A 24,396-nucleotide genomic window follows, 5' to 3' on the forward strand; every position below is an offset into this window, starting at 1 on the left:
CATCAGGGCCGCCCATCTGACGCGCATGGTCCCGCTCGCCGCCGCACGATTTATTAGAGAACCCACTCTAATTACCACTCCCACGCCCCCTGCCGCCCGTCAAGATAATAGATGGAACTCTCTAATTTTGATTTTCTCGTGACGAAACGTTGCTAGAATGTTGCTGGGAGGATGGGAGAGAGCACATTGAGGAAAGTCGACCCCGTCAAGCATGAGCAGAAGCGCGGCGAGATCCTCGGCGCGGCAATCCGCTGCTTCATCAAGGACGGCTTCCGTGGCGCCAGCACGACGGACATCTGCACCGAAGCCGGGATCAGTCCGGGGCACCTCTATCACTACTTTCCGAGCAAGATGGCGATCGTCGAGGCGATGATCGACCTCGGCCTCGCGCATGCGGCGGAGCGGTTTGAAAAGATTCTGGCCGCCCCCGACGTGATCGAGGCGCTGCTCGCCGACATCGAGGCAACCAGCCTGCGGTTTCGTCCCGCCCAGATCCTCAGCCTGGATGGCCTCGCGGAGGCCGCACGGAATCCGGAATTCGCCAAGATCATCGAACGGCACACCCGAGCGGTGCGCCGCATGTGGGTCGATTTCCTGCGCCACGCGCAGAGCCAGGGACGGGTCGATCCGGGACTGGACTCAGATGCCACGGCGAACATCCTGATCGCGATCATCGACGGATCGCGCGCGATGCCGATCCGCAATCCCAAGCTCGATATCAAGCAGAGCACGGCGCATCTGAAGACGATGCTCGTGCGTTTCCTGGGTCCGCCCGAAACGCAGGGCGCCGCGATCAAGCCGCGCAATCAGGCCACCGCCCGCCCTCTCAAGCTGGTCAAGAAGCGATAGGACGGCCCGCGGATCAACGCCCGCCGCCACCGCACCGAGCGGATCCCTTCATTGCCTGCTCTTGAGCCTGCTGCGATGCGCCGCTTGCTTGGCGCGGTTGCCGCAGACCGCCATGATGCACCACCGCCGCGCACGCCGGCGGGTGTGGTCGGCGAACAGCATCGTGCAGCTATGGCCCTCGCATGCCTTCACGTGCGAAAAGTCCTCTTCGCAGACGAATTGCGCCAGCGCTTCGCCGACCGGCAGCAGCAGCGATTCAGGCGACCGCCAGCGCCGCGTCATTCGCAGCGCGAGGCCGCCATCCTCATGCCGGGGTTCGATCCGGCTGAATGCCTCGTCGCGCTCCAGCAGGCTGTTCAACGGACCGAGCTCGCGCAACGCATCCGCCGTGAGTGGCCGGCCCGCATGCTTGCGAACGAAACTCCTGAACCACTCGCGCAACGCGCGGGCCTGATCGGCGACCTTGTCCAGCTCGCCCGGCAGCGCGCGCGCCTTCAGCGCATCCAGCTCCGCCGCCGGCACGAGCTTCGCCTGGGCCAGCCAGTCGACCAAGCCATCGCCGTCGTCGATCCAGTCGACCGGCGCATCGACCGGCGTCGCGATCGAATTCAGGAAATCGAGACCGATCGAGTCGGCAATGAACATGGCAGGCGGTCGATTTGTCATGCGCGGCTCCCCAGCCAGACGGAACGTCCCTCGACATAACCTGTTAAATAGCTATTGACAAGTTACCAGCGGCGAGCATAACCTGATTGAAGAGATTTAACAGGTTATGCGGGAGGCGAGCATGGCCAAAGGCGATGCGACTGTGGTTCTGGCCCATGGCGCCTGGGCGGATGGGTCGAGCTGGGCCCGTGTCATCGCGGCGCTCGAGGCCGAGGGGATCAAGACGCAGGCAGCGCCGCTGCCGCTAACTTCGCTGGCCGACGATGTCGCCGCCCTCAACCGCAGCCTGGATCGCACCGAAGGCCCGATCGTGCTTGCCGGGCACGCCTATGCCGGCGCGGTCATTGCGCTTGCGCGCCCTGCGCGCGTGAGGGCGCTGGTCTATGTGGCGGCGCTTGCGCCCGACGAAGGCGAGAAGGTCGCGGACGTGTTCTACCGTCTTCCGCCGCATCCGCAGGCGCCAAAACTCGCTCCCGACGACAATGGTCTGATCTGGCTGCCGGAAGACGCGTTTGCTGCGGCCTTCGCGCAGAACGCCACGGCGGAGGACCACGCGGTCCTCGCGGCCGTGCAGCGGCCGATCTCGCTGAACTGCATCACCGTCCCGGCCGGGCACCCGCTCTGGAAGGACGTCCCGAGCTGGTTCCTGGTCGCCGAGCAGGACCGCATGATCGTGCCGGACACGCAGCGCTTCATGGCGGAACGCATGAAGGCGAACATCCGCACCCTCGCCGTCGATCACACGCCCAGCGTCACCGCGCCCGCGGCCGTCGCCGGCATCATTCGCGACGCGATCCGCGCCGTGAGCGGCAACCCGATCTAACCTTCTTCAGGAAACCACATCACTTGCCAATGACGGAGAATGTCATGACCCCGACCAGATATCGCACGGCCGACGTCGACGGCTTCAAGGTGTTCTATCGCGAGGCCGGCCCCGCCAACGCGCCAAAGCTTCTGCTGCTGCACGGCTTTCCAAGCGCCGGCCACATGTTCCGCGATCTCATCCCATTGCTCGCCGACAAGTATCACATCGTGGCACCGGACCTTCCCGGCTTCGGCCAGTCCGACATGCCCTCGCGCGACAGCTTCCGCTACACCTTCGACAACGTCGCGCGCGTCATCGAGCGCTTCACCGAATTGATCGGCTTCGATCGTTTCGCGGTCTACATCTTCGACTATGGCGCGCCGACCGGCTTCCGGCTCGCACTGCGCCATCCCGAGCGGATCACGGCCATCATCTCGCAGAACGGCAACGCCTATGAGGATGGCCTCAGCGACGGCTGGACGCCGATCAAGGCCTATTGGCAGGACCCGTCACCGGCCAACCGCGACGCGCTGCGCGCCTTCCTCACGCCGGAGGCGACGCGCTGGCAGTACACGCATGGCGTTGGCGATGCGACCATGGTGTCGCCGGACGGACAGAACCTCGACAATTTCTACCTGGCGCGTCCGGGCTCGGACGACGTGCAGCTCGATCTGTTCGGCGACTACAAGAGCAACGTCGCGCTCTATCCGTCATTCCAGAACTACTTCCGTACGCACAAGCCGCCGTTCCTGGCGGTCTGGGGCAAGAACGATCCGTTCTTCATCCCGCCCGGCGCCGAGGCGTTCAAGCGCGACAATCCCAACGCGGTGGTGCAGTTCTTCGATACCGGCCATTTCGCACTGGAAACGCATGCAAACGAGATCGCAGAGAGCATTCGCGATTTCCTGGGCCGGCTGCGGTAAAGCGAAGAGATCGCCAGGGGCGGGCTACGCAGCCTAGAATGGCAGAATCCGGTTCAGCAGTTCGAGCAAGGTGCGCTGCTCGGGCCCGCTGAGCGGCGCGAGCATCTTTTCATTGTAGGGCTCCGTCAGCCTGGCCGCCTCGTGAATGAGCTTTGCACCCTTTGGCGTCAGCATGAGCTCGACGGCCCGGCGATCCGCCTTCGAGCGACTGCGCTTGATGAAGCCCGATGACTCGAGCTCATTCAGGATCTTGATCAGGTTGGGCAGGCGCAACCGGAGCAGGCTTGCGAGGCTGCTCGGGGGAACGCCGGGATTGTCGCGAATGACGACGAAGATCGCATAGGTCGCAGGCGTCACCCCCAACGCGGCGAATTCTTCGTAAAAGCCCTCGAAGAATTTGAGCTGCGCCAGCCGCAGCATGAAGCCCGGCGTCCGCTGGAGCGCCTGCAAATTCAACGATTTCTCCGGCTGCTGACTGGACTTCACTGGGGGTCTCACGTGCTCGGGATCCTCAAGCGGGGCGGCCAAACGTCCACCGAATTGACTCCGTCCAAAATAGATATAAAATATAACTATAATTGAGCGGCACCAAGACCGCGTACCGGAGGGAGACAATGAACAGCAAATTCCTGCATAAATTGTGCATTTCGGCCTTGATGCTGGCTGCGGCCCCGGCATTCGCCCAGGACGCGGTGAAGATCGGCATCCTGAACGACCAGTCGGGCCCGTTCGCGAGCTATCAAGGCATCGGTTCGGTCGTCGCCGCCAAGATGGCGGTCGAGGATTTTGGCGGAAAGGCCGGCGGCAAGCCGGTCGAGGTCGTCGCGGCCGATCACCAGAACAAGACCGACATCGGGATCGGCATCGCAAGGCGCTGGTACGAGAACGAGGGCATCGATGCGATCTTCGACATCCCAAACTCGTCGATCGCACTCGCCGTCGCCGGCATGAGCGCCGAGAAGAACAAGGTCTTCGTCGGATCGGGCGCAGGAACAGTGCTGCTGACCGGCGAAAAGTGCACGCCGAACACCGTGCACTGGACCTACGACACCTATGCCTACGGGCGCGGCCTCGGCAAGGCGATCGTCCAGCAGGGCGGCAAGAAGTGGTTCTTCATCACCGCCGACTATGCCTTCGGTCAGGATCTGGAGAAACAGGCGGCGGAGGCCGTGAAAGCCTCCGGCGGCGAGGTGCTCGGCAGCGTGCGGCATCCGCTGGGAACGGCCGATTACGCTTCATTCCTGCTCCAGGCCCAGGCTTCGGGCGCGAACGTCGTCGGCTTCGCCAATGCCGGTGACGACACCATCACGTCGATGAAGCAGGCCGCCGAGTTCGGGCTGACCAAGGACCACAAGCTCGTCGGATTGATCCTGGGCATGAACGGCCTTCCCGCGCTCGGGCTGAAGTTCGCGCAGGGCGCCCAGATCATGAACCCGTTCTACTGGGATCTGAACGACGGCACGCGTGCGTTCGCCAAGCGCTTCGCCGAGCGCATTCCGTCGAAGGCTTATCCCAACGACATGCAGGCCGGCGTCTATGCATCGGTCATTCATTATCTCAAGGCGGTGGACAAGGTCGGCGGCGCCAAGGACGGCAAGGCGGTCGTGGCGGCGATGAAGGAGATGCCGACAGACGATCCGCTGTTCGGCAAGGGCTACATCCGCAAGGACGGGCGCAAGATCCATCCGCTCTACCTGCTCCAGGTCAAGGCGCCGGAGGAATCGAAATCGGCCTGGGATCTGCTGAAGGTCGAAGGCACGATCAAGGGCGAGGATGCGTTCCGGCCGGAGAGTGAAGGCAAGTGCCCGCTCTCCAGTCAGTAAGCAGCTCCGGGAGGTCACGATGACCGGCATCGCGTGCAGCCAGGCCGACCCGTTTGCGCCTGACTTCCTGACAAATCCCTATCCCGCCTATGAAGCGCTGCGCGCGCTCGGGCCGGTGTTCAAGCTCGAGCGTTACGACGTGTGGGCCATGGCGGGCCATGCCGAGGTCGAGGCGGCGCTGAAAGACTGGAAGACCTTTATCAGCGGCGAGGGTGTCGGCCTCAACGGGATGAACCCCGCCCTGCCGCGACCGCTGACGCTTCAGATCGATCCACCCGACCACGACAAGGGTCGCCGAGTCCTCGGCCGCACCCTGTCGCCGGGCGTCGCAAGGCGGCTGCGCGAAACGTTTCAGCAGGAGGCGGAGAGGAAGGTCTCGGAGCTGATCGACAAAGGCACATTCGATGCCGTGACCGATCTCGCCGAAGCCTATCCGATGAAGGTGTTTCCGGATGCGATCGGCATCCGGCCGGATGGCCGCGACAAGCTGCTGGCCTGGAGCACATTCGTGTTCGACAGCTTTGGCCCCGAGAACGATCTGCTGGCGGCGTCACGACAAGAGGGTCTCGCGGCGCAGAGCTGGATCATGGAATGCTGCGCGCGAGATGCATTGCGGCCCGACGGGCTCGGCATGATGATCTACCAGGCGGCCGACGAAGGCGAGATCACCGAACACGAAGCAACCCATCTGGTGCGGCCGTTTCTGACCGCCGGGATCGACACCACCGTCAACGGCATCGGCAACACCGTTCTGGCGCTCGCAACGCATCCGGATGAATATCGCAAGCTCCATCACAGGCCGGAGCTGGCGCGCAACGCTTTCGAGGAAGGCCTGCGCTACGATTCACCGGTGCAGACGTTCTTTCGAACCACTTCGCGCGACGTCGAGACCGCCAGCGGCGTGATCCCGGCGCACCGCAAGGTATTGCTGTTCATGGCCTCGGCCAACCGGGACCCGGCTCGCTGGGACAATCCGGACCGTTTCGAGGTCGAACGCGTCGCGACCGGACATGTCGGCTTCGGCGCCGGCATTCACGCCTGCGTCGGCCAGATGATCGCACGTCTGGAAGGCGAGTTGATCTTTGGCGAGCTCGCCAGGCGCGTGAAGACCATCGAGCTCACCGCGGAGCCGAGGCGCAGGCTCAACAATTCCCTGCGCGGGCTGGAGAGCATGCCGGTCCGCGTGACGGCTGCCTAGGCGGGCGATGAGTAAAGTCCCGACGGGCGCCAGGTTCACCTCTCCCCAGCGGGGAGAGGTGAACTGAGGATGCGTCGAGCGCGCCCCTCAGTTCCGCGGAGCCGTTGCCGCCGCCGAGCGCGCCTGCCGCGGCGCGGCGGGTTCGGCGATCGGTGCCGCCGGCGCGCGCGAGCGCATGATGGCGGCGTCGATCTCGCCGATGACGCGGCGCTGGATCGCCTCGTTCTTGTCGATCGAGATGTGGCCGACACCGGTGCCGCGGACGTCGACATTGTCGAGCTTGCCGCGCAGGCCCGCTGCGGCTCGCACCGGCTCTCCGGGGCCATCGCCGATATAGATGTTGATGTAGCGCTCGGCGCCGGTCGAGAGCCTGGTCTTGAACACGGAATCGAGGCCGATCGCGAGCTTCACGGGAACGCCGAGCTGGTTGAGCTTGGCGATCATGTCCGGCAGCGCGGTCGCGCCCGAGGAATGGCCGACCAGGATGATGGTCTTGACGCGGCCGGCCCGGTAGTCGGCGGCGGCCTCATCGGCGAGCGAGGACCAGGACACGAAGTTGGCGACGGTCACCGGGATGCCCTGCGCCTGGAGGCGGTAGCCGATGGTGTCGAGTCCGAGCGAGAAGATGTTGAGCACACCGCGCAGCAGGTAGACATGCGTGGTCGCGGCCGCCGACTGGCTCGGCGCCGCCTTGGCGGTGGTCGGGCTCATGGCAACAGCTGACAGCAGGAGCAGGCCCATCGCCCAGACGCGGATAGTGGACAACTGGCTGGCGCCGGCGGTGTGACGGCCGTTCGGTCTCATCGGTCTTTTCCCTGGGGACAATACGCTTCGCGATTGGCCGGAATCGTAGCCACGGCCTGCCCGCAGACGCAACAAAGAGCCGCGTGAGCGGCAATCTTAGCAGCAAGCCGTGACCATCGCGCAACACTTGCTCGAAACCAGCCACCTAACGGCCTGTTTTGAGACCATTTTTCTCTCCCCAATTGCGGCCGGGCAAGGCCATTCCTATCTCAGGGCTCCGCTGACCCGCCCGCCCGGGCGAGTTCCAGCCCCCCTTCCCCAGCCATTGCTCCTCAGACTTGCGGCCATCATGTCCTCCATCATTTCCGTCGCCAATTTGTCGAAGACCTATGGGTCCGGCTTCAAGGCGCTCAAGAACGTCAATCTCGATATCAAGCGCGGCGAGATCTTTGCGCTGCTCGGCCCCAACGGCGCCGGCAAGACCACGCTGATCTCGATCATCTGCGGCATCGCCAATCCGAGCGAGGGCAAGGTCCTGGTCGGCGGCGAGAACATCCAGACCTCCTACCGCAAGGCGCGCTCGCTGATCGGGCTGGTGCCGCAGGAACTGCACACCGACGCCTTCGAGAGCGTGTGGGCGACCGTGAGCTTCTCCCGCGGCCTGTTCGGCAAGCCGAAGAACCCTGCCCATATCGAGAAGGTGCTGAAGGACCTCTCGCTGTGGGACAAGAAGGACAACAAGATCATCACGCTCTCGGGCGGCATGAAGCGCCGCGTGATGATCGCCAAGGCGCTGTCGCACGAGCCGCAGGTCCTGTTCCTGGACGAGCCCACCGCCGGCGTCGACGTCGAGCTGCGCAAGGGCATGTGGGAGGTGGTCCGCACGCTCCAGCAGTCCGGCGTCACCATCATCCTGACCACGCATTACATCGAGGAAGCCGAGGAGATGGCCGACCGCATCGGCGTCATCAACAAGGGCGAGATCGTGCTGATCGAGGACAAGGCGACCCTGATGCAGAAGCTCGGCAAGAAGCGGCTGACGCTGCATCTGCAGGGCAAGCTCGGCGCCCTGCCGGACAGCCTCAGCCAGTACAAGCTCGACCTCTGCGACAACGGCGCGACGCTGATCTACGACTACGACACCAAGGGCGAGCGCACCGGCATCACCAGCCTGCTCAGCGATTTGCGCAACGCCGGCATCCGCTTCAACGATCTCGACACGACGCAATCGTCGCTCGAGGACATCTTCGTCGACCTCGTGAGGACGTCATGAACCACCGCGCCATCCGCGCCATCTATCTGTTCGAAATGGCACGCACTTGGCGCACGCTGCTGCAAAGCATCGTCTCGCCGGTGGTGTCGACCTCGCTCTATTTCGTGGTGTTCGGCGCCGCGATCGGCTCGCGCATCAGCGAGGTCGAGGGCGTGAGCTACGGCACCTTCATCGTGCCGGGCCTGATCATGCTGTCGGTGCTGACGCAGAGCATCGCCAACGCCTCGTTCGGCATCTACTTCCCGAAATTCACCGGCACGGTCTACGAGATCCTGTCGGCGCCGATTTCCTATTTCGAGATCGTGCTCGGCTATGTCGGCGCGGCCGCGACCAAGTCGATCATTTTGGGCCTCATCATCCTGGCAACAGCCGGGCTTTTCGTTCCATTGCATATCCACCATCCGGTCTGGATGTTGACCTTCCTGGTGCTGACGGCGGTGACCTTCAGCCTGTTCGGTTTCATCATCGGGATCTGGGCCGACGGCTTCGAAAAGCTGCAGATGATCCCGATGCTGGTGGTGACGCCGCTGACCTTTCTCGGCGGCAGCTTCTATTCCATCGACATGCTGCCGCCCACCTGGCGCACGGTGGCGCTGCTCAACCCGGTCGTCTATCTGATCTCGGGCTTCCGCTGGAGCTTCTACGAGATTGCGGACGTGAGCGTATCCGTCAGCATCGGCATGACGACGGCGTTCCTGGTGATCTGCCTGGTCGTGATCTGGTGGATTTTCCGGACGGGGTACCGGCTGAAGAACTGACCCTCGCCGTCATTCCGGGGCGCGACGAAGTCGCGAGCCCGGAATCCATTCATCCACTTGCTCTGCCGTTCGATGGATTCCGGGCTCGCGCTACGCGCGCCCCGGAATGACCAGCAGCTCACCGATAGCAGTGGAAGCGGTGATAGCCGTCATAATAGCCGCGGCAGCGGTAATGGCGGTGATGTGGAATGCCGAACACGCCCTCCACCGCGCCCACGGCGCCGCCGACCCCGGCGCCGACCGCGCCTCCGACCACGCCGCCCACTGGGCCGGCAATGCGGTTGCCTTCATAAGAGCCTTCCTGGGCACCGCGCACGATGCCCTGGGCGTGGCTGGCTTGCGGGAGCGATAGCAGCGCGAGGAGGATGGCGACGGCGGCGAAAAGCAGGCGGACAGGTAAACCGGCCGGCAATTGAGCGGCAGCGATGCGAGCTTTGTTCATCTTCGATCCCAAGGAAAGTTTACGGGGTAAATGGCGGCGAAAGCCGCGCGTCAGGCAGGCCATGATCAACGCCAGGCGCGGCCAAATGGTTGCGTCTTTGTGACGAATTGTCGGCGTCGTGAACGCCCGGGATGCTCGCGAAAATGTCAGCACCGCCGCAGGCAGCGCGGCACAAAGCGGCCTTGCTTACGCCCGGCGTCGCGTTAACGATGGACGGGCGGGCCGCTGGAACGAAAGCCGGATTGCAGGCATAGTGCACACCGGGGGACGGAGAGCCGCGGCGCCTGCGTGAACAGGCCGGAGGCCAGGACTAAAATGGGTTTCCCTCAAATGCGTTTCGAGATGCGTTCGTTTTTCATTGCTTGTACTTCCCTGCTGCTTTTGAGCGCGGGCACAGCGCAGGCCAAGGTCGAGATCACCGTCGACAAGGACAATCAGCAGATGACCGTCGCCGTCGACGGCGTCGCGCGCTATCACTGGCCGGTGTCGACCGGCATCCCGTCGCGCGAGACGCCGAGCGGCGGGTTCCGGGCCTTCCGCATGGAAGAGGATCACTACTCCAAGGAATTCGACGACGCGCCGATGCCGCACGCGATCTTCTTCACCAAGGTCGGGCACGCCATCCACGGCACCGACTCGGTCGGCCGCCTCGGCTCGCCCGCCTCGCACGGCTGCGTGCGGCTGTCGCGCCAGAATGCATCGACGCTCTACGCGCTGGTGCAGCAGCAGGGCGTGCTCAACACCACGGTGACGCTGACCGGCTCGGCGCAGGTGGCGCTGGCGCGCAATCCGCGCGGCCGCAACCCCGCAGCGGTGGCCCGCGCCCCGCAGCCGGCCGAAGAGCAGTACGCCACATCAGGCGATCCCGTGAATCTGACGCCGCCGGCGCAGCCCGCCCGCCGCTACATGCCGCAGGACGACAACTACATCTATCCGGCCGACGGCAGCGACACCGGCGCGCGCTACCCGGCGCCGCGTCCGGCCAGCCGCCCGCTCTATGACGCGCAGGTCTATCAGCAGCAGCCGCAGCAATATTACAATCAGGGCTACGGCCAGCAGGGCTACTATCAGCCGCAGCCCCGCCAGTATTATCAGCCGCGCGGCGGCTACAATTACTACCAGAACTGACGCTATTGTTTGAGCATGATCCTTTCGGAAAACCGCTCCACACTTTTCCGGATCATGCTCTATCTGAACGCGGCGCTGCCGCGTTCGACGATTTTTCGCGCGGCGTCGACGAAGGCGCGCGCGACCGGCTCGAGGATCTCGGGCCCGGTGGCGCCGAGATCATCCGACGGCGTGTGGAAGCTGCGATGGCGGCCGGCCATGCCGAGGAAATTGGCGTAGCCCGCCGCATGCACGTCGCGCAGCTCGCCGACCGCCTGCTTCTCCGTCACCAGACGTTTGGCCGCGACATGGGCGAAAGCCTCGTCGGTGAGCGCAACAGCGGATTTGCTCAGCACGAGATAACGTTCTTGCTCGGGTCGCTCGATACGGCCCCCTTCCGCAAAGGCGTAGCACGCGTTCGAGGAGCCGAAATGAATCCAGGCCAGCGTATCCTTCGGCGCGGGCGCGCCCTGCTTCAGAAACAGCTCCATGCCGCCATGGCCGATCTCGTGGCCGGCGGTGGCGATGAAGACGAAATGCGCCGGCCATTTTTCCGCCGCGACGGTGCGCGCCAGCGCGAGGAAATTGGCGATGCCGGGGCCGCGCTCGCAGACGCAACTGTACCAGCCGGTCATCGGCGTGGAGACGACGATGGTCGGGTCGCGGCCAACGCCGGTCTCGGCGACGACATTGCGGCCCGCAACATCGCGCTGGTAGTGACCCTTGACGTCGAACGTCACCGATGCGCCTGACGCCAGCGCACGCTCGAATGTCGGCCGCGACCTGGCGCCGACCACGATCACCGGCACCGGCCAGGGCGCATCCTCCTGCGTGACGTTGTAGGCGAAGCGGTCGTCGGCGGGATTGCCGATCGTCAGCAGGATAGCCGCGGGCTTCTTCGCCGCGGCCTCGGTGATCGCGGCGCGATGGGCCGGACCAAGGTAAGCACCGCGGTCGAAGGGCAGGTCGAGCAAAAGGATCTTTCCGGCGACATCGCCGTCGCGCGCGAGCGACGCGGTGAGATGGAAGCTCGCCCTGTCCTGCGGAGGCCACCAGAACGGCGTCGCCTCGACAGACATGCCGGCCGTCTCGGCGCTGGCCTGCTCGACGACGTATTGCCGGCTGAGCACGACGGGCTGGAAGCTGACGTCGAACCCGGCCTGCTTCATCTCGCCGGCGATCCAGTCGGCGGTGGCGCGGTCGCCGGGCGAGCCGAAGCGATGCAGGCCGAAGGAGGCGTAGCGCTCGACGTCGGCATAGAGACTAGCGCCTGACAACACATCCCTGGCTGCTGCCTGCCCGATCATGAGAACGCCCATCGTCGCGATGAAGATAAGCCGCATGTGAACCACTCCCGGAACCGGTCCTTTTTGAGCACCAGTTTCGGCCTTCCGCGGCCGCCGTCAACCGCCCTCGCCGACCAGCACGAAGGGCGCCCACACGGCCGGATCGGCATTGCGCGGCGACGACCGGTCGGCGATCAGGGCCTTCATCGACCGGCGCAGCGCCTCGGCGCGACCGATGCCGGGATGCGCGGTAAGCTCGGAAAAGGCGCCCGTGGTCAGGCGCACGGCCGCATCGGAATCGACCGGCCAGTGCGACACCAGCAGGGCTCGCGCGCCGGCATAGAAGAACGCGCGCGCAAGACCCGACAGCCCCTCGGCGCCTGGCCTGTCACCGGCCGCCGTGTTGCAGGCCGAGAGCACCGCCCAATCGGCGTCGAGCTTGAGCTTGGCGATGCGGCTTGCGGTGAGCAGGCCGTCATCGTCGCTGGTCGGCCGGTCCGGCAGCGAGAGCACCAGCGCCGGCTCGCTGAGGCCGTTGACCTCGCCGGCGACGAGCCCGTGGGTGGCGAAATCGACGACGCGATATTGATCGAGCGGCAATGCGCTGACGCTGGTCACGGTCGCGGCCGGGCCGAGCTTGACGTCATCCTGCGGCGAGGCGCCGAGCGCGCGGGCCACGGCCTGGAGCTCGCTTGCGGTCTCCGGCAGCGCGGGAAGTCCTGTGCGCAGGCGGTCGAGATCGACGGTCGTGCCATCATAATAGCTCTGGTACGGCTGCACGCTGCGCCCTGCGCGCTTCTCCGCAGGCGTCCGCTGCAACACGGGATCGCCGAACCCGATGAACGGCTTTTGCGCGCGCGAGTCCTTGGCAAAGCTGCGCAGCGCGCGCAGGCTCGGCACCGACGGCAGCACCGTGATGGCGCGCTCGCCCAGCAGCCACGCCGCCTGCCGGTAGCGATCGGCGGACGCGGTGTCGGGCTTCCTGGTCACCAGCACATGAAACGGCAGGCTTGTGAGCGCACCGGCCGGGACGATCAGCAGTTTCGGCTTGCCACTGATGTCGACCGATATCGGCTCGAACAGCGCGGTGTAGAGTTCGAAGGATGCATCGAGATCGAATGACGATCGGGCGGCTTCTGGATCGGCGAGTCCAAGCCGCAGATGCGCGACGCGATCGCTGATCTCGCGGCTGCCGAGTGCGACCTGGCGCAACGCGCTCGCCTCGCGCGTCACGGCGAAAGCATAGGTCTTGTCGCCTGACGCGATGAACGCCACCAGCGCTTCATCCGGCTTCAACAAGCCCTGGGTCTGCGCAATCGACAGCGGCTGCGGATTGGACAATTCAGCATAGGCCGGAAAACTGCGATCGAGCTGGGCCGAGACGTCATCGAGCGATTTTTGCGTTTGCGCCGTCTGCGCACGCAGGCTGGCAATCAATGCGTCGTTACGCTTACCGTCCGCCTGGCCGAGCTCGGATGTCACGCGCTTGTCGAGCGTTTCGAGGCTCGCCTTGAGGTCCTGCTGGCGCCGGACCAGGCCGGCGATCGCGTCATTGCCGGCACCGAAGCGCGCCGCCATCTGCGCCAGCGCCGCACCGGCGCTGGTCTCGTGCGCGCGCTGCGCGGCGCCGAAGGCTTCGTCCTTCGCGGCGTTGTCGGGCTTGCCGTCCGCGACACGCCAGATCGCATCGATCAGCCAGGGATCGAGCGCGGTGAAACGGGTGAATTGCGCGTTGCGCTGTGCGTTGAGAACGGAGGCGGCAAGCCGCAGCCGCGCCAGCGCATCCGGCCATCTGCCCTCGCGCCGGTCGATGTCGGCGAGGTCGATCAGGGTGGCGATGGTGTCCTGATGACGCGGCCCGAGCCTGTCCTGCGCGATCGCGAGCGCACGGTCGAGCCGGCCGCGCGCGTCGGCCATGTTGCCGGTCTTGAGGTCGAGCAGCGCGACACTGCGCAGGTCCTTGATGAGTTGCGGATGCTTGCCGCCGAGCACGCGCTCGTCGATCTCGAGGCATCGGACAAGATAGGACCGGGCTTCGTCCGTGCGGCCCATCTCCATCAGGGCCTGTCCGAGCGAGCCTGCCGCCAGCGCGCTCGGGCCACTGCCCTCGCCGAACTTGCGCTCCATCACGGCCAGCGAGCGGCGGTAGAGGCCGAGCGCCCGATCGTTGCGCCCCAGATTTGCATAGCTGTTGGCAAGATTGTTCAGGGCGCGTCCGACATCGGGGCTCTCGGCGCCAAAGGCTTTTTCGTAAATCGCAAGCACGCGCTCCTGGAGGCCGGCGGCTGCCTCGTTCCTCCCCTGCGCCGTATAGGCATTGGCGAGATTGTTCAGGCCGATCGCGGTGGTCGGATGGTTCGAACCGTAGATCCGCTCATAGGCCTGAAGCGTCTGCTGATAGAGTTTTTCAGCCTCGGCGTAGCGCGCCTCATGTTCGAGCACGGTTGCGAGATTACCGGTAGCGGCCGCGACGTTCGGATGTGCATCACCGCTGCGCGCCCGGGCGATCGCGAGCGAGCGCCGCATCACCGCCTCGGCCTCGGCGAGACGGCCCGCATCCATGTAGAGGTTGCCGAGATCGTTGAGCATCTTGTCGTAGTTCGGCGCGGCCTCGGCGTTCTGGCCAAAGCCGCGGTCGAGCAGACTGAGCCCCTGCCTCAACAGGCGCTCGCCATCGTCGAAACGCCCGAGCAGGCCATAGACATCGCCGAGACTGTCCATCGCGGAGGCGACATCGACGGGCGGCGCGTTTGCGGCCTGCAAGCCGGCGAGCACACGCTCGAAATAGTCACCCGCTTCCTTGTAGTTTTCCTTGTCGCGCGCGAGCCCGCCAAGCGCCGACAGTGTGTCGGAGAGACGAACATCGTTGGCGCCGAACGCGCCGGTGCCGAGCACCAGCGCCCGCTCGGCGACGGTGGTCGCCTCCGCCCGGCGGTCGAGCATGCCGAGCGATCCGACCAGGAGGTTGGCGGTGCGCAGCGTGGAGGCGACGTCGTTGTTGCGCTGCTTGATGGCGAGCGCCCCATTGAGCTTGTCGACAGCCTCCGGGTAGCGGCCGAGGTTGTGCAGGAACATGCCTTCGTTGTGCAGCACGCCGGCATAGTTCATGTTGTCGGCGCCCTGACGGCGGCGCACCAGGTTTTCCAGCTTTTGCGCGGCGGCCAGCCCGTCGGCCCAGCGCCCGGTCTGCGTCGCCGCGTTCATCTGCGCGAGCAGCGAATCAAAATCATTGCCGCGCTGGGCGAAAGCAGGTCCGGACAGGAGAACCACGAGGAAAAATGCGGCAAACAGGCGGGCGCGGTTCATGCGAAAATCCCGTCACGCGCGTCGAATGGCAATTTCGGGAGGATACGGCCAGCCATTGCCGCTGTCGACCGCGGGAAATCGCGCCAGTCTGTGCATGAATTGAGCAGCTGGCGACGCAGGAAAGCAACAGTCCCCAACCTTCAACGCCGCGGCGTTCCGGCCAAATTGACAACCTGGGGGTCGCCCGTATTGTCGTTTCAATTGTTTCTGGGAAATGACATGACACGCGAGCAGATTTCGGATTTCTGCGTTACTGCCCTGGCCAACATCCTGCGAATTTCGACAGATCGGGTCGACACCGGCACGAAATTCAACCGCCTCGGCCTCGATTCGGCGATGCTCGTCTACCTCATGATGGAACTCGAGGAGAAGCTCGACCTCGAACTGTCGACGGACGATTTCTACGACCACCCTACCGTTGAGACGCTGTCGCGATTTCTCGCCGACAAGCGCGCGCTCCGCACCGCCGCCTGAGGGCGGCTGAAGCCGGCGCAGCCCAGATGGACACTTTCCGCTCGCTCGTGGCACTTCTGGCCCGGCGCGCGGCGGACCAGGGCGACGATCGCGCCTATGTCTTCGTCTCCGATCGCGGGACGGAGGAAGCCACCCTCACCTTCCGCCAGCTGCATGACGCAGCAACCGCGCTCGCAGCGCGCCTGGCCGCGACCGCGCAATCCGGCGACCGCGCGATCCTGGTGTTTCCCCCCGGCATCGAGTTCATGGTGGCGTTCTTCGGCTGCCTGATGGCTGATATCATCGCGGTGCCGATGATGATGCCGCGGCGAAACAGCGCCCGCGACGCCAGCGCCGCGATCCTCGCCAATTGCGCGCCTTCGGTGGCGCTGACCGCCTCGGCCTTCGCTTTGCGCGGCGATTTGCAGGCGCGCTTCCAGCAGGAAAGCATCCGCTGGATCGAGGTCGATCTCGCCGCGGGCTCCGGTGCGACGGTCGACCTGCCCGAGCCGGCGCCGGAGGACATCGCCTTCCTGCAATACACCTCCGGCTCCACGTCCGAGCCCAAGGGCGTGATGGTGAGCCATGCCAATCTGCTCGCCAATCTCGAGATGATCCGGCTCGCGCTCGGCAACACCAGGCAATCGACCTACGTTAACTGGGTGCCGCTCTATCACGACATGGGGCTGATCCTGAGCGCGCTGCAGGCGCTCTATGTCGGGGCGACGTGCGTGCTGATGGCGCCGAACGCGTTCATGCAGCGGCCGCTCGGCTGGCTGCGCGCGATCTCGCATTATCGCGCGGAAGTCGCGTGCAGCCCGAATTTCGGCTTCGACCTCTGCGTCGGCCGCTATCGCGCCGACCAGATGGAGGGCATCGATCTGTCCTCGCTCAGGATCGCGCTCAATGGCGCCGAGCCGGTGCATGCGGACACCATTGCGCGGTTCATCGAGACCTTTGCGCCGCACGGGTTCGATCCGCACGCGATGTACCCCGCCTATGGCATGGCGGAAGCGACGCTGCTGATCGCCGGCGGAAGGCGCGGCGATGGTCACGTCACGCGCAGCGTCAGCCGCGCGGCGCTTCAAGCGCATGCGGCGGAGGCACCGGCCGATCCCGACGATGCGCAGATCGTGGCCGGCTGCGGCCGCGCGCTCGCCGGCGAGCGGATCGCCATCGTCGAGCCGGAGCACCGCCGGCGGTTGCCGGCCGACCGGGTCGGCGAGATCTGGGTCAGCGGCGCCAATGTCGCCCGCGCCTATTGGCGCAACGATGCGGCGACGCGCGAGGGGCTCAATGCGGAGATCGCCGGCGAGGACGGGCCCTGGCTGCGCACCGCCGATCTCGGCTTCCTCGACGAAAGCGGCGAGCTGTTCGTCACCGGGCGGATCAAGGACCTCATCATCATCCGCGGCATCAATCACTATCCGCAGGACATCGAGCGTACCGTGCAATCGCTTGACGGCGGCTTGCGCGAAAACTGCGGCGCGGCGTTCTCAGTGCCGGACGAGCGCGGTGAAGAGAGCCTCGTCATCGTCCAGGAGGTCGAGCGCACCGCGCGCCACACGATCGACACCTCCGAGATCAAGGACCAGATCCGCGAGGCCGTTGCCGACAGCCACGAGCTCTCCGCACGCCATATCGCGCTGATCCGTCCCGGCGCGCTGCCGAAGACCACGAGCGGCAAGATCCAGCGCAAGCTGGCCCGCAGGCTCTGGCTCGACGGCAGTTTCGCGGAGATCGGCTGAGCCAACGACAGCTCAGAAATCGATCTTGGCCTTCTCTCCATCGCGCAGGCTCGCGACAATGCCCTGCTCAATTGGGCGCGCGAGTTTGGAGCGGTAGTGGATGAAGTCGGCGAAATTGTCGGGGTCGCGGGTGAGCTCGTTGTCGACCCGATAGCTGATGAAATTGCTGCGGGCCCGTCCTGCGACAACATTCTTCAGTGCGGCGTCGCAGGCGCCGCGCTCCAGCGCCGTTTCCGTGCCGGGCTTCGGCACGGTGGCTGCAAAGGTCGGCGGCACGAAGATGACGACGGGCACATTGGCCGGCAGCTTCCTGACGATATCGTCCAGCGCGGCGATCTCGGGGAACGTCGCCCGCATCCCGGAAGACGCAGCCGGCGCGGGATCCCTGGGCCAGCCGACCTCGTTGAATTGCCCGGGCGGCCAGATGTCCTCGTAGCTGACGAAGCCATCCGGATTCATCCGCTGCCGCCGGCCAAGCCCGATGCTCAAGCGCTGAAAGGCCTGCTCGATGGCCTGCCAGGAGATCAGCCGCACCGCGTAGGTGACGACGCTGTTGTCGTAGAGCCAATAGGGAAACGGAACCCCCTCCTCCTTCGGCCGCGCATGCACGCACCAGCCGGGATCGGCCGCGATCACCAGCGCGCCGACCTCCTTGTGATGTCGCAGGAAGAAGTCGAGCACCGCGAGCTGTTGGCGCGGAATTGCGCCGGTCATGTAGAGCTGCACGAAGCGCAGGCCGGTTGCGCGTGACAATTCCGCCGGTTCGATCATCTGCGCCGTGGAGTTGCCCAGAATGGCGGCGTTGAAATTCGGGTCTCTCGCACGGCTCGCGGCCGTGATCTGGGTGAGGCGATTGTCGACGCCGTCGATACCGAGCAGCCCAAGCTTGCCGCTGTCATAGGGGTCGACCAGCACCATCAGCGCGAGCACCAGCAGGCCAGCGCCGACCAGCGTGCCCAGGCACGCCTTGAGGCTGCGGCCCCAGCCGGGGTCGGCATCAGAACCTGAAGTAGACGAACTCATGGAGATCCCGACCACCCATGTGGAGCAACAATGCGAACAGGCCAATGCCGAGCACACCAGCGAGCGCCGGATTCGGCCGGCGGGTGAACACGGCGACGATGTCCTGGCTCGCCGGCAACAGGAAGGCAAACAGCGGCGCCACAATCAGCGGCCACAGATGCTGTCCGCGATCAAGCGGCAGCGCCGAAGCGAGCCCGGAAAAGACTTGCCAGGCGGCCTCGACCGATCCCGCGCGAAAAATCACGCCGGTTGCCAGCACGAACAGCACGGTGAGCGCCCATCCGAGCCATGACGGAAACTCCGGCCCGTAGCGGCGCCACAGCGCGCAGGCGACCAGCGCGAGGCCGTGCAGCACGCCCCACAGCACAAAGGCCCAGCTCGCGCCGTGCCACAGGCCGCACAGCGCCATCGTGATCAGCATCGCGCCGAAGAACTGCACCGGAAGCCAGCGCCGAGGCAGGAGGCGCAGATTGACCAGCGGATAGAACACATAGTCGCGCAGGAACAGCATCAAGGTGATGTGCCAGCGCTGCCAGAAATCCTGGATGCTGGTCGAGCGCAGCGGCGCATTGAAATTATACGGCAGCTGCACGCCGAACAGGAGGCCGAGGCCGATCGCGATGTCGGAATAGCCGGAGAAGTCGAACAGGATCTGGAACGAGAAGCAGAAGGCGAGCCAGGCATCGCCGCTCGCAAGCGGTCCGCTCGCGGCCTTCGCGTAGATGGGATCGAGCAGATGCGCGGTGCTGTCGGCGATCACGACCTTCTCGAACAGGCCGAGTGCGATGAAGCAGGTCGCGATGCAGAATCGGCGCTGCCAGCCCGGCGCGTAGACCTCGCGGCCGAACTGATGCATCACCTCCGACCAGCGGGCCAGCGGCCCCGCGATCGCCTGCGGGAAGAAGGCGATGTAAAGCGCGTAGCGGTCGAGCGCATAGAGCGGCGCCTTGCCGCGCTTCAGATCGACCAGATACATGATGTGGTGGAAGGTGAAGAAGGAGATGCCGAGCGGCAACCCGATGTCGAGCTGCGGCATCGTCGTGCCGAACACGAGGCCGAGATTGGCCAGCACAAAGTTAGCGTATTTGAACAGCGCCAGCACGGCGAGATCGAGCACGATCACCAGCGTGAGGACCCCGGACCATTTCATCCGGCCATAGGCGATCGACGCGAGCCAGTTGATTGAAACCGAGGCGACCAGGAGCAGGATGAAGGACGGGCTGCCCCAGGCATAGAAGGCGAGTGAAAGCGCGACCTGCACGCCGATCCGCAACGGCGGAAAGGGATCGGCCAGGCGGTAGATCAGCAGCGCCGCCGGCAGGAAGACCAGGAGAAAGGGGTAGTCGTTGAACAGCATCGGGTCAAAGCCGCGCCATCACCGGCTCTCGCGCCGGTTGATGATGCTCAGCCCGTTTCGAGGTCGGGCGCAGCGTCGCCCGGCTGCCGCAGCATGCGCCGCGCGATCTTCTCCTCGCTCGGCACCTTGACGTCCCAGGCCAGTCCCAGCGCTTCCAGCGCCCGGATGAAGATGAAGCCGGGATCGAACTCGAACCAGCGCAGCCCGAAGGCGGCGGAATAGGGGAAAGCGTGATGATTGTTGTGCCAGCCCTCGCCCCAGGCGAGCCAGGCCATCACGCCGAGATTGCGGCTGTTGTCGTCGCGGGTGACGAAGGGCTGCGCGCCGAACGTATGCATGATCGAGTTGATGGCGGACATCGTCTGCTCGACCACGAACATGCGCACCACGCCGCCCCAGAGCAAACCGCTCAGCGCGCCCCACAGGCTCATGGTGGCAAGGCCGCCGATCGCGGCCGGCAGCAACAGGCCGAGCGCGGCCCAGCTGTAATAGTAGCTGTTGACCGCAACCAGCGCGCGGTTCGCCATCAGATCGGGCACGTAATGCGCGACGTTGGGATAATCGTGCTCGATCATCCAGGTCAGGTGCGCATGCAGGAAGCCGCGCAGGCGACCGAGCAGGCCGTCGCCGTGCAGACGCGGCGAATGCAGATCGCCGTCATGATCGGACAATTCGTGATGGCGCCGGTGCATCGCCGCCCAGGACAGCATCGGTCCGCGCCCAGCCATCGACCCCATGATGATCAGGATCGCGCTCATCGCGGTGGACGTCGCAAACGCGCGGTGGGTGAACAGGCGGTGATAGCCGACGGTGAGGCCGAGCCCGGTGATCAGCCAGAAGCCGAAGAACAGGCTGAGCTCCATCACCCCGATCGGGCGGTAGAACAAGAGGCCCAGTGCCACCAGCGTGCCGACGAACGGCAGCAGGTCGAAGATGATGAAATGCCGCCGCTGCATCCTGTGAAAATGCCGGCTGCGGATGATGCGGTGATCGCGTTTCTGTTGCACGTTCGGAATTCCAGGGCGGCTTCCATGAGTACATACAAGCCTGGCGAGCGCAACCCAAGCCGCCGCCCAAGGTTTCAACAGCCACGAAAGCCTGTAGGATGGGCAGGACGCGCCAAAGTGCACTCAAATGCTGCCCTTTTCGCTTGCCCTCCGAGCCGCCATGCCATCACGTGCTGCGATAGTTTTGACTGTGATCTCGATCCTGATCGCGGGAAAGGCCATGGGATTCGATCTCGAGGCGCATCGCGGCGGGCGGGCGCTGTTGCCGGAAAACACGCTGCCGGCCTTCGCCAACGCGCTGTCCATGGGCGTTGACACGCTGGAGCTCGACGTCGGCGTCACCGCCGACGGCGAGGTCGTCGTGTCGCACGAGCGCGGGCTCAACCCCGACCTTGCCCGGGATGCGTCCGGCGCCTATGTCGCCCTGCCCGGTACGCCGTTCGTGAAATTGCAGTTCGCCGACGTCAGGAGATATGACGTCGGCCAGATCCGGCCGGACAGCGCTTATGCAAGACAATTCCCCGACCAGCGCGCCGTGCCGGGGACGCGCATTCCCACCCTGCGCGAGCTGTTTGCGCTGGTGCGCAAGTCCGGCAACAGAAGCGTGCGCCTCAACATCGAGACCAAGATCGATCCGAACCATCCGGACGAGTCGCTCGATCCGCAAGGCTTCGTCGCCAGGCTGCTCGGGGTGATCGAGGCCGAGAACTTTTCCGAGCGCGTCATGATCCAGTCATTCGACTGGCGAACCCTGCTGCTCGTGCAGCAGCGGGCACCGACGATTCCGACCGTTTACCTGACGCTCCAGCGCGGCCCGGCACCGACCGTCGTGCTCGACAAGGCCAGCAACTGGACGGCGGGCTTCAATCCCGCCGATCACGGCGGCTCGCTGCCGCGGACGATCAAGGCCGCGGGCGGCGCGGTGTGGTCGCCCTATTTCGGCGATGTGACGGCAGCGCTTGTCGCCGAGGCCCATGAGCTCGGCCTGCGCGTCGTGGTCTGGACCGTCAACAAGCCCGACGACATGGCGCGCATGATCGAGCTTGGCGTCGACGGCATCATCTCCGACCGCCCGGACCTGTTGCGACAGGTCGTGGGCGGGAATGGAATTGCGCTGCCGGCGGGGACGCCGGTCGAGCCGTAGGATCTATCTCGGCGATACCGTAGCCCGGATGGAGCGAAGCGCAATCCGGGACCAGCGTCGCCCAGGGTGGGAGTGATCCCGGATTACGCGGAGCCTGTCATCGGGCGGCGCTTCGCGCCGACCCGTTGGCTCCATCCGGGCTACGAACCACGAACCATCACTCCCCATCCTTCAGACGGCGGTACAGCGCGCCGAGGATGTTGGAATAGTCGTCGGTCCAGACCCGCACCCTGTCATCGGCCTCGGTCTCCTCCCACTGCTTGGAGGACGCGAGCTTGCCGACATCGGCCGCCTCGCGCGCGGAGATGACGACGTCGGTGGAGAAGATGTAGTCGGAGTCGCGACCGGAATCCTCGTTGTAGACCCAGCTCTTGAGATCGTTGGCATCGGCGATGCCGACCACGACCGGCTCGAGATCGAGATGCCGGTTGGAGACATGCATCACCACGGCGCCGTGCGGCGCGAGCTTGTCCTTGTAGATCTTCATCGCCTCCTCGGTCGCCAGATGGATCGGGATCGCATCCGACGAATAGGCATCGACGATGATGAGATCGTAGGCGCCGTCCGGCTCCTTCGCGAAGGTGAGGCGTGCGTCCCCGATCACCGGCTTCAGGTCTGGCGCGCAGCTCGAGATGTAACGGAAATTCTTCGGATCGCGCGCGGCGTCGACCATGGACTGGTCGATCTCGAAGAACTTCCAGCTCTCGCCTTGCTCGGCGGCGCAGGCAAGCGTGCCCGATCCGACGCCGATCGCGGCGACCTTCAGCGGCGCGCCCTTGCGCTCGCGGAGCGCGGTGATGGCCTGACCGATGCCGCCGTCCTTGTGATAGTAGGTGATCGGCTCGGGCCGGCCGGTGACCGGCGTGCCGTCATTGTTGCGGAAGCGCTCGGCGCCGTGAATGGTGGTGCCGTGCATCAGCACGTGGAAATAACCGCCGGGCGTCACCACGATCTTGTGCACGCCGAAGAAGCTGCGCACGGTGATGACGCGGCCCTCGTCCGCCGGATAGATCCGGATCAGGGCCAGCGCGAGCACGACGGTGGCAAAGATCTTCCAGCGGCCGGCATTGAGCGCGAGCGCCAGAAGTGCCGCCAGCAGGCCGACGGCGCCGGCGACCCAGACGCGGTGATCCTCGAACCAGGTCGAGAGATTGCCCGTGGTGTATGACGGCACAACGAGTGCCACCGCCAGCGCGGCAAGGGCCAGCCAGTACCATTTGACGAGACCAGCAAAACGCTCGTTCGCCGACTGCCGGCACAGCGCGGCGAGCGCGACCAGGATCGGATATTCCGCGATCCAGGAGAAGGTGAACGGTGCCAGAAGTCCTGCGAACAGGCCACCGACCATGCCGCCGAACGACAACGCGACATAGAAGCCGGTGAGATATTTCGCGGCCGGCCGTGTCCGCGCCAATTCGCCGTGGCAGGCCATGGCGATGACGAAGAAGCACAATTGATGACCGCCGAGCGTCAGCAGCAGATTCTGCTCGCCGCCGAAGGCGAGCAGCAGGATGACGCCCGCGATCGCGACCGGCTGGAGCATCAGCATCCATTTGTGCGGCAGCAGCGGCCGCGACTGGAACACCACCACCCAGGTGAGCAAATACAGCGACAGCGGCAACACCCACAGCAGCGGCGCCGCCGCGACGTCGGTCGAGATGTGCGCGGTGACGGCGATGAGCAGGCCGGACGGCACCGCGGCGAGGAAGATCCAGCGCAGCCGCGTCACGAGGCCGGGTGCCGGCGCATTGATCTCCTCGGTTCGTGCATCGACCACCGCCAGCTTCGGCGAGCGCAACAACAGCACGCCGCAGGCGGCGATCAGGACGATCAGGAGGCCATAGCCGCCGGTCCAGAACCGGTTCTGCGTATGCAGCGTGAACATCGGCTCCAGCAGGAACGGATAGGACAACAGCGCCAGAAAGCTGCCGATATTGGAGGAGGCATAGAGGAAATAGGGATCGTTCCCGGCGGGATGACCGGTGCGGACGAACCAGGCTTGCAGCAGCGGATTGTTGGCGGCGAGCGCGAAGAACGGCAGCCCGATCGAGACCACGAACAGGCCGAGCAACCAGAACGCATAGCCGGAAGCGGGCGGCTCGCCATAGGCGCTGGCGACACCGAGCGGCAGCGTGGCGAAGGCCGCGATCAGCAGAACCAGATGCACCACGACCGGAACGATGCGGCTCTTGATCTGCATCAGCAGATGCGCATAGGCATAGCCCGCGAGCAGCAGCGACTGGAAAAACACCATCGCCACCGACCACACCGCCGGCGACCCGCCGAGCCGCGGCAGCACCATTTTCGTGAACAGCGGCTGCACCGAGAACAGCAGCAGCGCGCTGACGAAGATCGCGGCCGTATAGACCGTCAGCACCAGCCGGTTGCGCGACGAGGACGGCTGCTCCGTGGCGGCGGGTTGCACGATCGAATCCATGGAAGCTCCAGCAAAAGCGTTTTCCAGCGAAGTGGGCACCGGTTCGC

The 24,396-nt window shown here is 65.2% G+C and carries 21 protein-coding genes; 11 read left to right on the top strand and 10 right to left on the bottom strand.

Translation table 11 applies throughout. From position 1 onward, the window contains the following. Positions 1 to 171 precede the first annotated feature (171 nt). Positions 172 to 849, top strand: coding sequence for a TetR/AcrR family transcriptional regulator (locus ACXJMY_RS26890; protein WP_456622370.1), 678 nt, complete (start codon positions 172 to 174; stop codon positions 847 to 849). 48 nt (positions 850 to 897) lie between these two features. Here ACXJMY_RS26890 and ACXJMY_RS26895 read toward each other — a convergent pair whose 3' ends face one another. Next, positions 898 to 1,515 (bottom strand): CGNR zinc finger domain-containing protein, encoded by a 618-nt coding sequence (locus ACXJMY_RS26895; protein ID WP_456622371.1) that lies wholly within the window; start codon positions 1,513 to 1,515, stop codon positions 898 to 900. A gap of 121 nt (positions 1,516 to 1,636) precedes the next feature. Between ACXJMY_RS26895 and ACXJMY_RS26900 the strand changes: the two genes are divergently transcribed. Both ACXJMY_RS26900 and ACXJMY_RS26905 read left to right on the top strand, forming a co-directional pair. After that, positions 1,637 to 2,338: an alpha/beta fold hydrolase gene (locus ACXJMY_RS26900; RefSeq protein WP_456622372.1), complete on the top strand. Its 702-nt coding sequence runs from the start codon at positions 1,637 to 1,639 to the stop codon at positions 2,336 to 2,338. A gap of 44 nt (positions 2,339 to 2,382) precedes the next feature. Next, positions 2,383 to 3,243, top strand: a complete 861-nt coding sequence (locus ACXJMY_RS26905) for an alpha/beta fold hydrolase (RefSeq protein ID WP_456622373.1) — start codon at positions 2,383 to 2,385, stop codon at positions 3,241 to 3,243. 33 nt (positions 3,244 to 3,276) lie between these two features. Here ACXJMY_RS26905 and ACXJMY_RS26910 read toward each other — a convergent pair whose 3' ends face one another. Next, entirely contained in the window at positions 3,277 to 3,729 is a 453-nt protein-coding gene (locus tag ACXJMY_RS26910) for a MarR family winged helix-turn-helix transcriptional regulator (protein WP_456622374.1), read from the bottom strand. Between the two features lie 128 nt (positions 3,730 to 3,857). On the opposite strand from ACXJMY_RS26910, the gene ACXJMY_RS26915 reads away from it, so the two are divergent. Both ACXJMY_RS26915 and ACXJMY_RS26920 read left to right on the top strand, forming a co-directional pair. Next, the gene (locus tag ACXJMY_RS26915; RefSeq protein WP_456622375.1) at positions 3,858 to 5,066 is read left to right on the top strand and encodes an ABC transporter substrate-binding protein; all 1,209 of its coding nucleotides are present in this window, start codon (positions 3,858 to 3,860) and stop codon (positions 5,064 to 5,066) included. A 19-nt stretch (positions 5,067 to 5,085) separates the two neighbouring features. Next, positions 5,086 to 6,264 (top strand): cytochrome P450, encoded by a 1,179-nt coding sequence (locus tag ACXJMY_RS26920; protein ID WP_456622376.1) that lies wholly within the window; start codon positions 5,086 to 5,088, stop codon positions 6,262 to 6,264. 87 nt (positions 6,265 to 6,351) lie between these two features. Here the strand turns inward: ACXJMY_RS26920 and ACXJMY_RS26925 are convergent, their stop codons facing one another. Beyond that, positions 6,352 to 7,068, bottom strand: a complete 717-nt coding sequence (locus tag ACXJMY_RS26925; RefSeq protein ID WP_456622377.1) for a hypothetical protein — start codon at positions 7,066 to 7,068, stop codon at positions 6,352 to 6,354. Positions 7,069 to 7,357: 289 nt separating this feature from the next. Between ACXJMY_RS26925 and ACXJMY_RS26930 the strand changes: the two genes are divergently transcribed. Both ACXJMY_RS26930 and ACXJMY_RS26935 read left to right on the top strand, forming a co-directional pair. Continuing rightward, positions 7,358 to 8,281 (top strand): ABC transporter ATP-binding protein, encoded by a 924-nt coding sequence (locus tag ACXJMY_RS26930; RefSeq protein WP_456622378.1) that lies wholly within the window; start codon positions 7,358 to 7,360, stop codon positions 8,279 to 8,281. Beyond that, positions 8,278 to 9,039 (top strand): ABC transporter permease, encoded by a 762-nt coding sequence (locus ACXJMY_RS26935; RefSeq protein WP_456622379.1) that lies wholly within the window; start codon positions 8,278 to 8,280, stop codon positions 9,037 to 9,039. Before ACXJMY_RS26930 ends, ACXJMY_RS26935 begins: the two co-directional genes overlap by 4 nt. A 118-nt stretch (positions 9,040 to 9,157) precedes the next feature. Here the strand turns inward: ACXJMY_RS26935 and ACXJMY_RS26940 are convergent, their stop codons facing one another. Continuing rightward, positions 9,158 to 9,481 (bottom strand): hypothetical protein, encoded by a 324-nt coding sequence (locus ACXJMY_RS26940; RefSeq protein WP_456622433.1) that lies wholly within the window; start codon positions 9,479 to 9,481, stop codon positions 9,158 to 9,160. Between the two features lie 342 nt (positions 9,482 to 9,823). Here ACXJMY_RS26940 and ACXJMY_RS26945 point away from each other — a divergent pair, with 342 nt between their 5' ends. Continuing rightward, a complete protein-coding gene (locus ACXJMY_RS26945) occupies positions 9,824 to 10,609 on the top strand; it encodes a L,D-transpeptidase (protein ID WP_456622380.1) in 786 nt (261 codons plus the stop codon). Between the two features lie 59 nt (positions 10,610 to 10,668). Here ACXJMY_RS26945 and ACXJMY_RS26950 read toward each other — a convergent pair whose 3' ends face one another. Continuing rightward, a complete protein-coding gene (locus ACXJMY_RS26950; RefSeq protein WP_456622381.1) occupies positions 10,669 to 11,931 on the bottom strand; it encodes a hypothetical protein in 1,263 nt (420 codons plus the stop codon). A 60-nt stretch (positions 11,932 to 11,991) separates the two neighbouring features. Beyond that, the gene (locus ACXJMY_RS26955; protein ID WP_456622382.1) at positions 11,992 to 15,180 is read right to left on the bottom strand and encodes a tetratricopeptide repeat protein; all 3,189 of its coding nucleotides are present in this window, start codon (positions 15,178 to 15,180) and stop codon (positions 11,992 to 11,994) included. A gap of 219 nt (positions 15,181 to 15,399) precedes the next feature. Here ACXJMY_RS26955 and ACXJMY_RS26960 point away from each other — a divergent pair, with 219 nt between their 5' ends. Both ACXJMY_RS26960 and ACXJMY_RS26965 read left to right on the top strand, forming a co-directional pair. Continuing rightward, positions 15,400 to 15,654 carry an acyl carrier protein gene (locus ACXJMY_RS26960; protein ID WP_456622383.1) on the top strand — a complete coding sequence of 85 codons (255 nt, stop codon included), beginning with the start codon at positions 15,400 to 15,402 and terminating at the stop codon, positions 15,652 to 15,654. A gap of 26 nt (positions 15,655 to 15,680) precedes the next feature. Beyond that, positions 15,681 to 17,381, top strand: coding sequence for a fatty acyl-AMP ligase (locus ACXJMY_RS26965; RefSeq protein WP_456622384.1), 1,701 nt, complete (start codon positions 15,681 to 15,683; stop codon positions 17,379 to 17,381). 12 nt (positions 17,382 to 17,393) lie between these two features. On the opposite strand, the gene ACXJMY_RS26970 is transcribed toward ACXJMY_RS26965, so the two are convergent. From ACXJMY_RS26970 to ACXJMY_RS26980, 3 genes are read right to left on the bottom strand one after another with little or no spacing between them, the layout of a single operon-like run. Next, the gene (locus ACXJMY_RS26970) at positions 17,394 to 18,404 is read right to left on the bottom strand and encodes a hypothetical protein (protein WP_456622385.1); all 1,011 of its coding nucleotides are present in this window, start codon (positions 18,402 to 18,404) and stop codon (positions 17,394 to 17,396) included. Then, positions 18,379 to 19,761, bottom strand: a complete 1,383-nt coding sequence (locus ACXJMY_RS26975; RefSeq protein WP_456622386.1) for an MBOAT family O-acyltransferase — start codon at positions 19,759 to 19,761, stop codon at positions 18,379 to 18,381. Before ACXJMY_RS26975 ends, ACXJMY_RS26970 begins: the two co-directional genes overlap by 26 nt. Before the next feature lie 47 nt (positions 19,762 to 19,808). After that, complete coding sequence (locus ACXJMY_RS26980; protein ID WP_456622387.1) at positions 19,809 to 20,768, bottom strand: acyl-CoA desaturase; 960 nt, start codon at positions 20,766 to 20,768, stop codon at positions 19,809 to 19,811. Positions 20,769 to 20,928: 160 nt separating this feature from the next. On the opposite strand from ACXJMY_RS26980, the gene ACXJMY_RS26985 reads away from it, so the two are divergent. Beyond that, positions 20,929 to 21,912 (top strand): glycerophosphodiester phosphodiesterase, encoded by a 984-nt coding sequence (locus ACXJMY_RS26985; RefSeq protein ID WP_456622388.1) that lies wholly within the window; start codon positions 20,929 to 20,931, stop codon positions 21,910 to 21,912. A 157-nt stretch (positions 21,913 to 22,069) separates the two neighbouring features. Here the strand turns inward: ACXJMY_RS26985 and ACXJMY_RS26990 are convergent, their stop codons facing one another. Then, on the bottom strand, positions 22,070 to 24,349 hold the full coding sequence (locus ACXJMY_RS26990; RefSeq protein ID WP_456622389.1) for a spermidine synthase: 2,280 nt from the start codon (positions 24,347 to 24,349) through the stop codon (positions 22,070 to 22,072). Positions 24,350 to 24,396 lie beyond the last annotated feature (47 nt).

Source organism: Bradyrhizobium sp. P5_C12 (assembly GCF_054049735.1).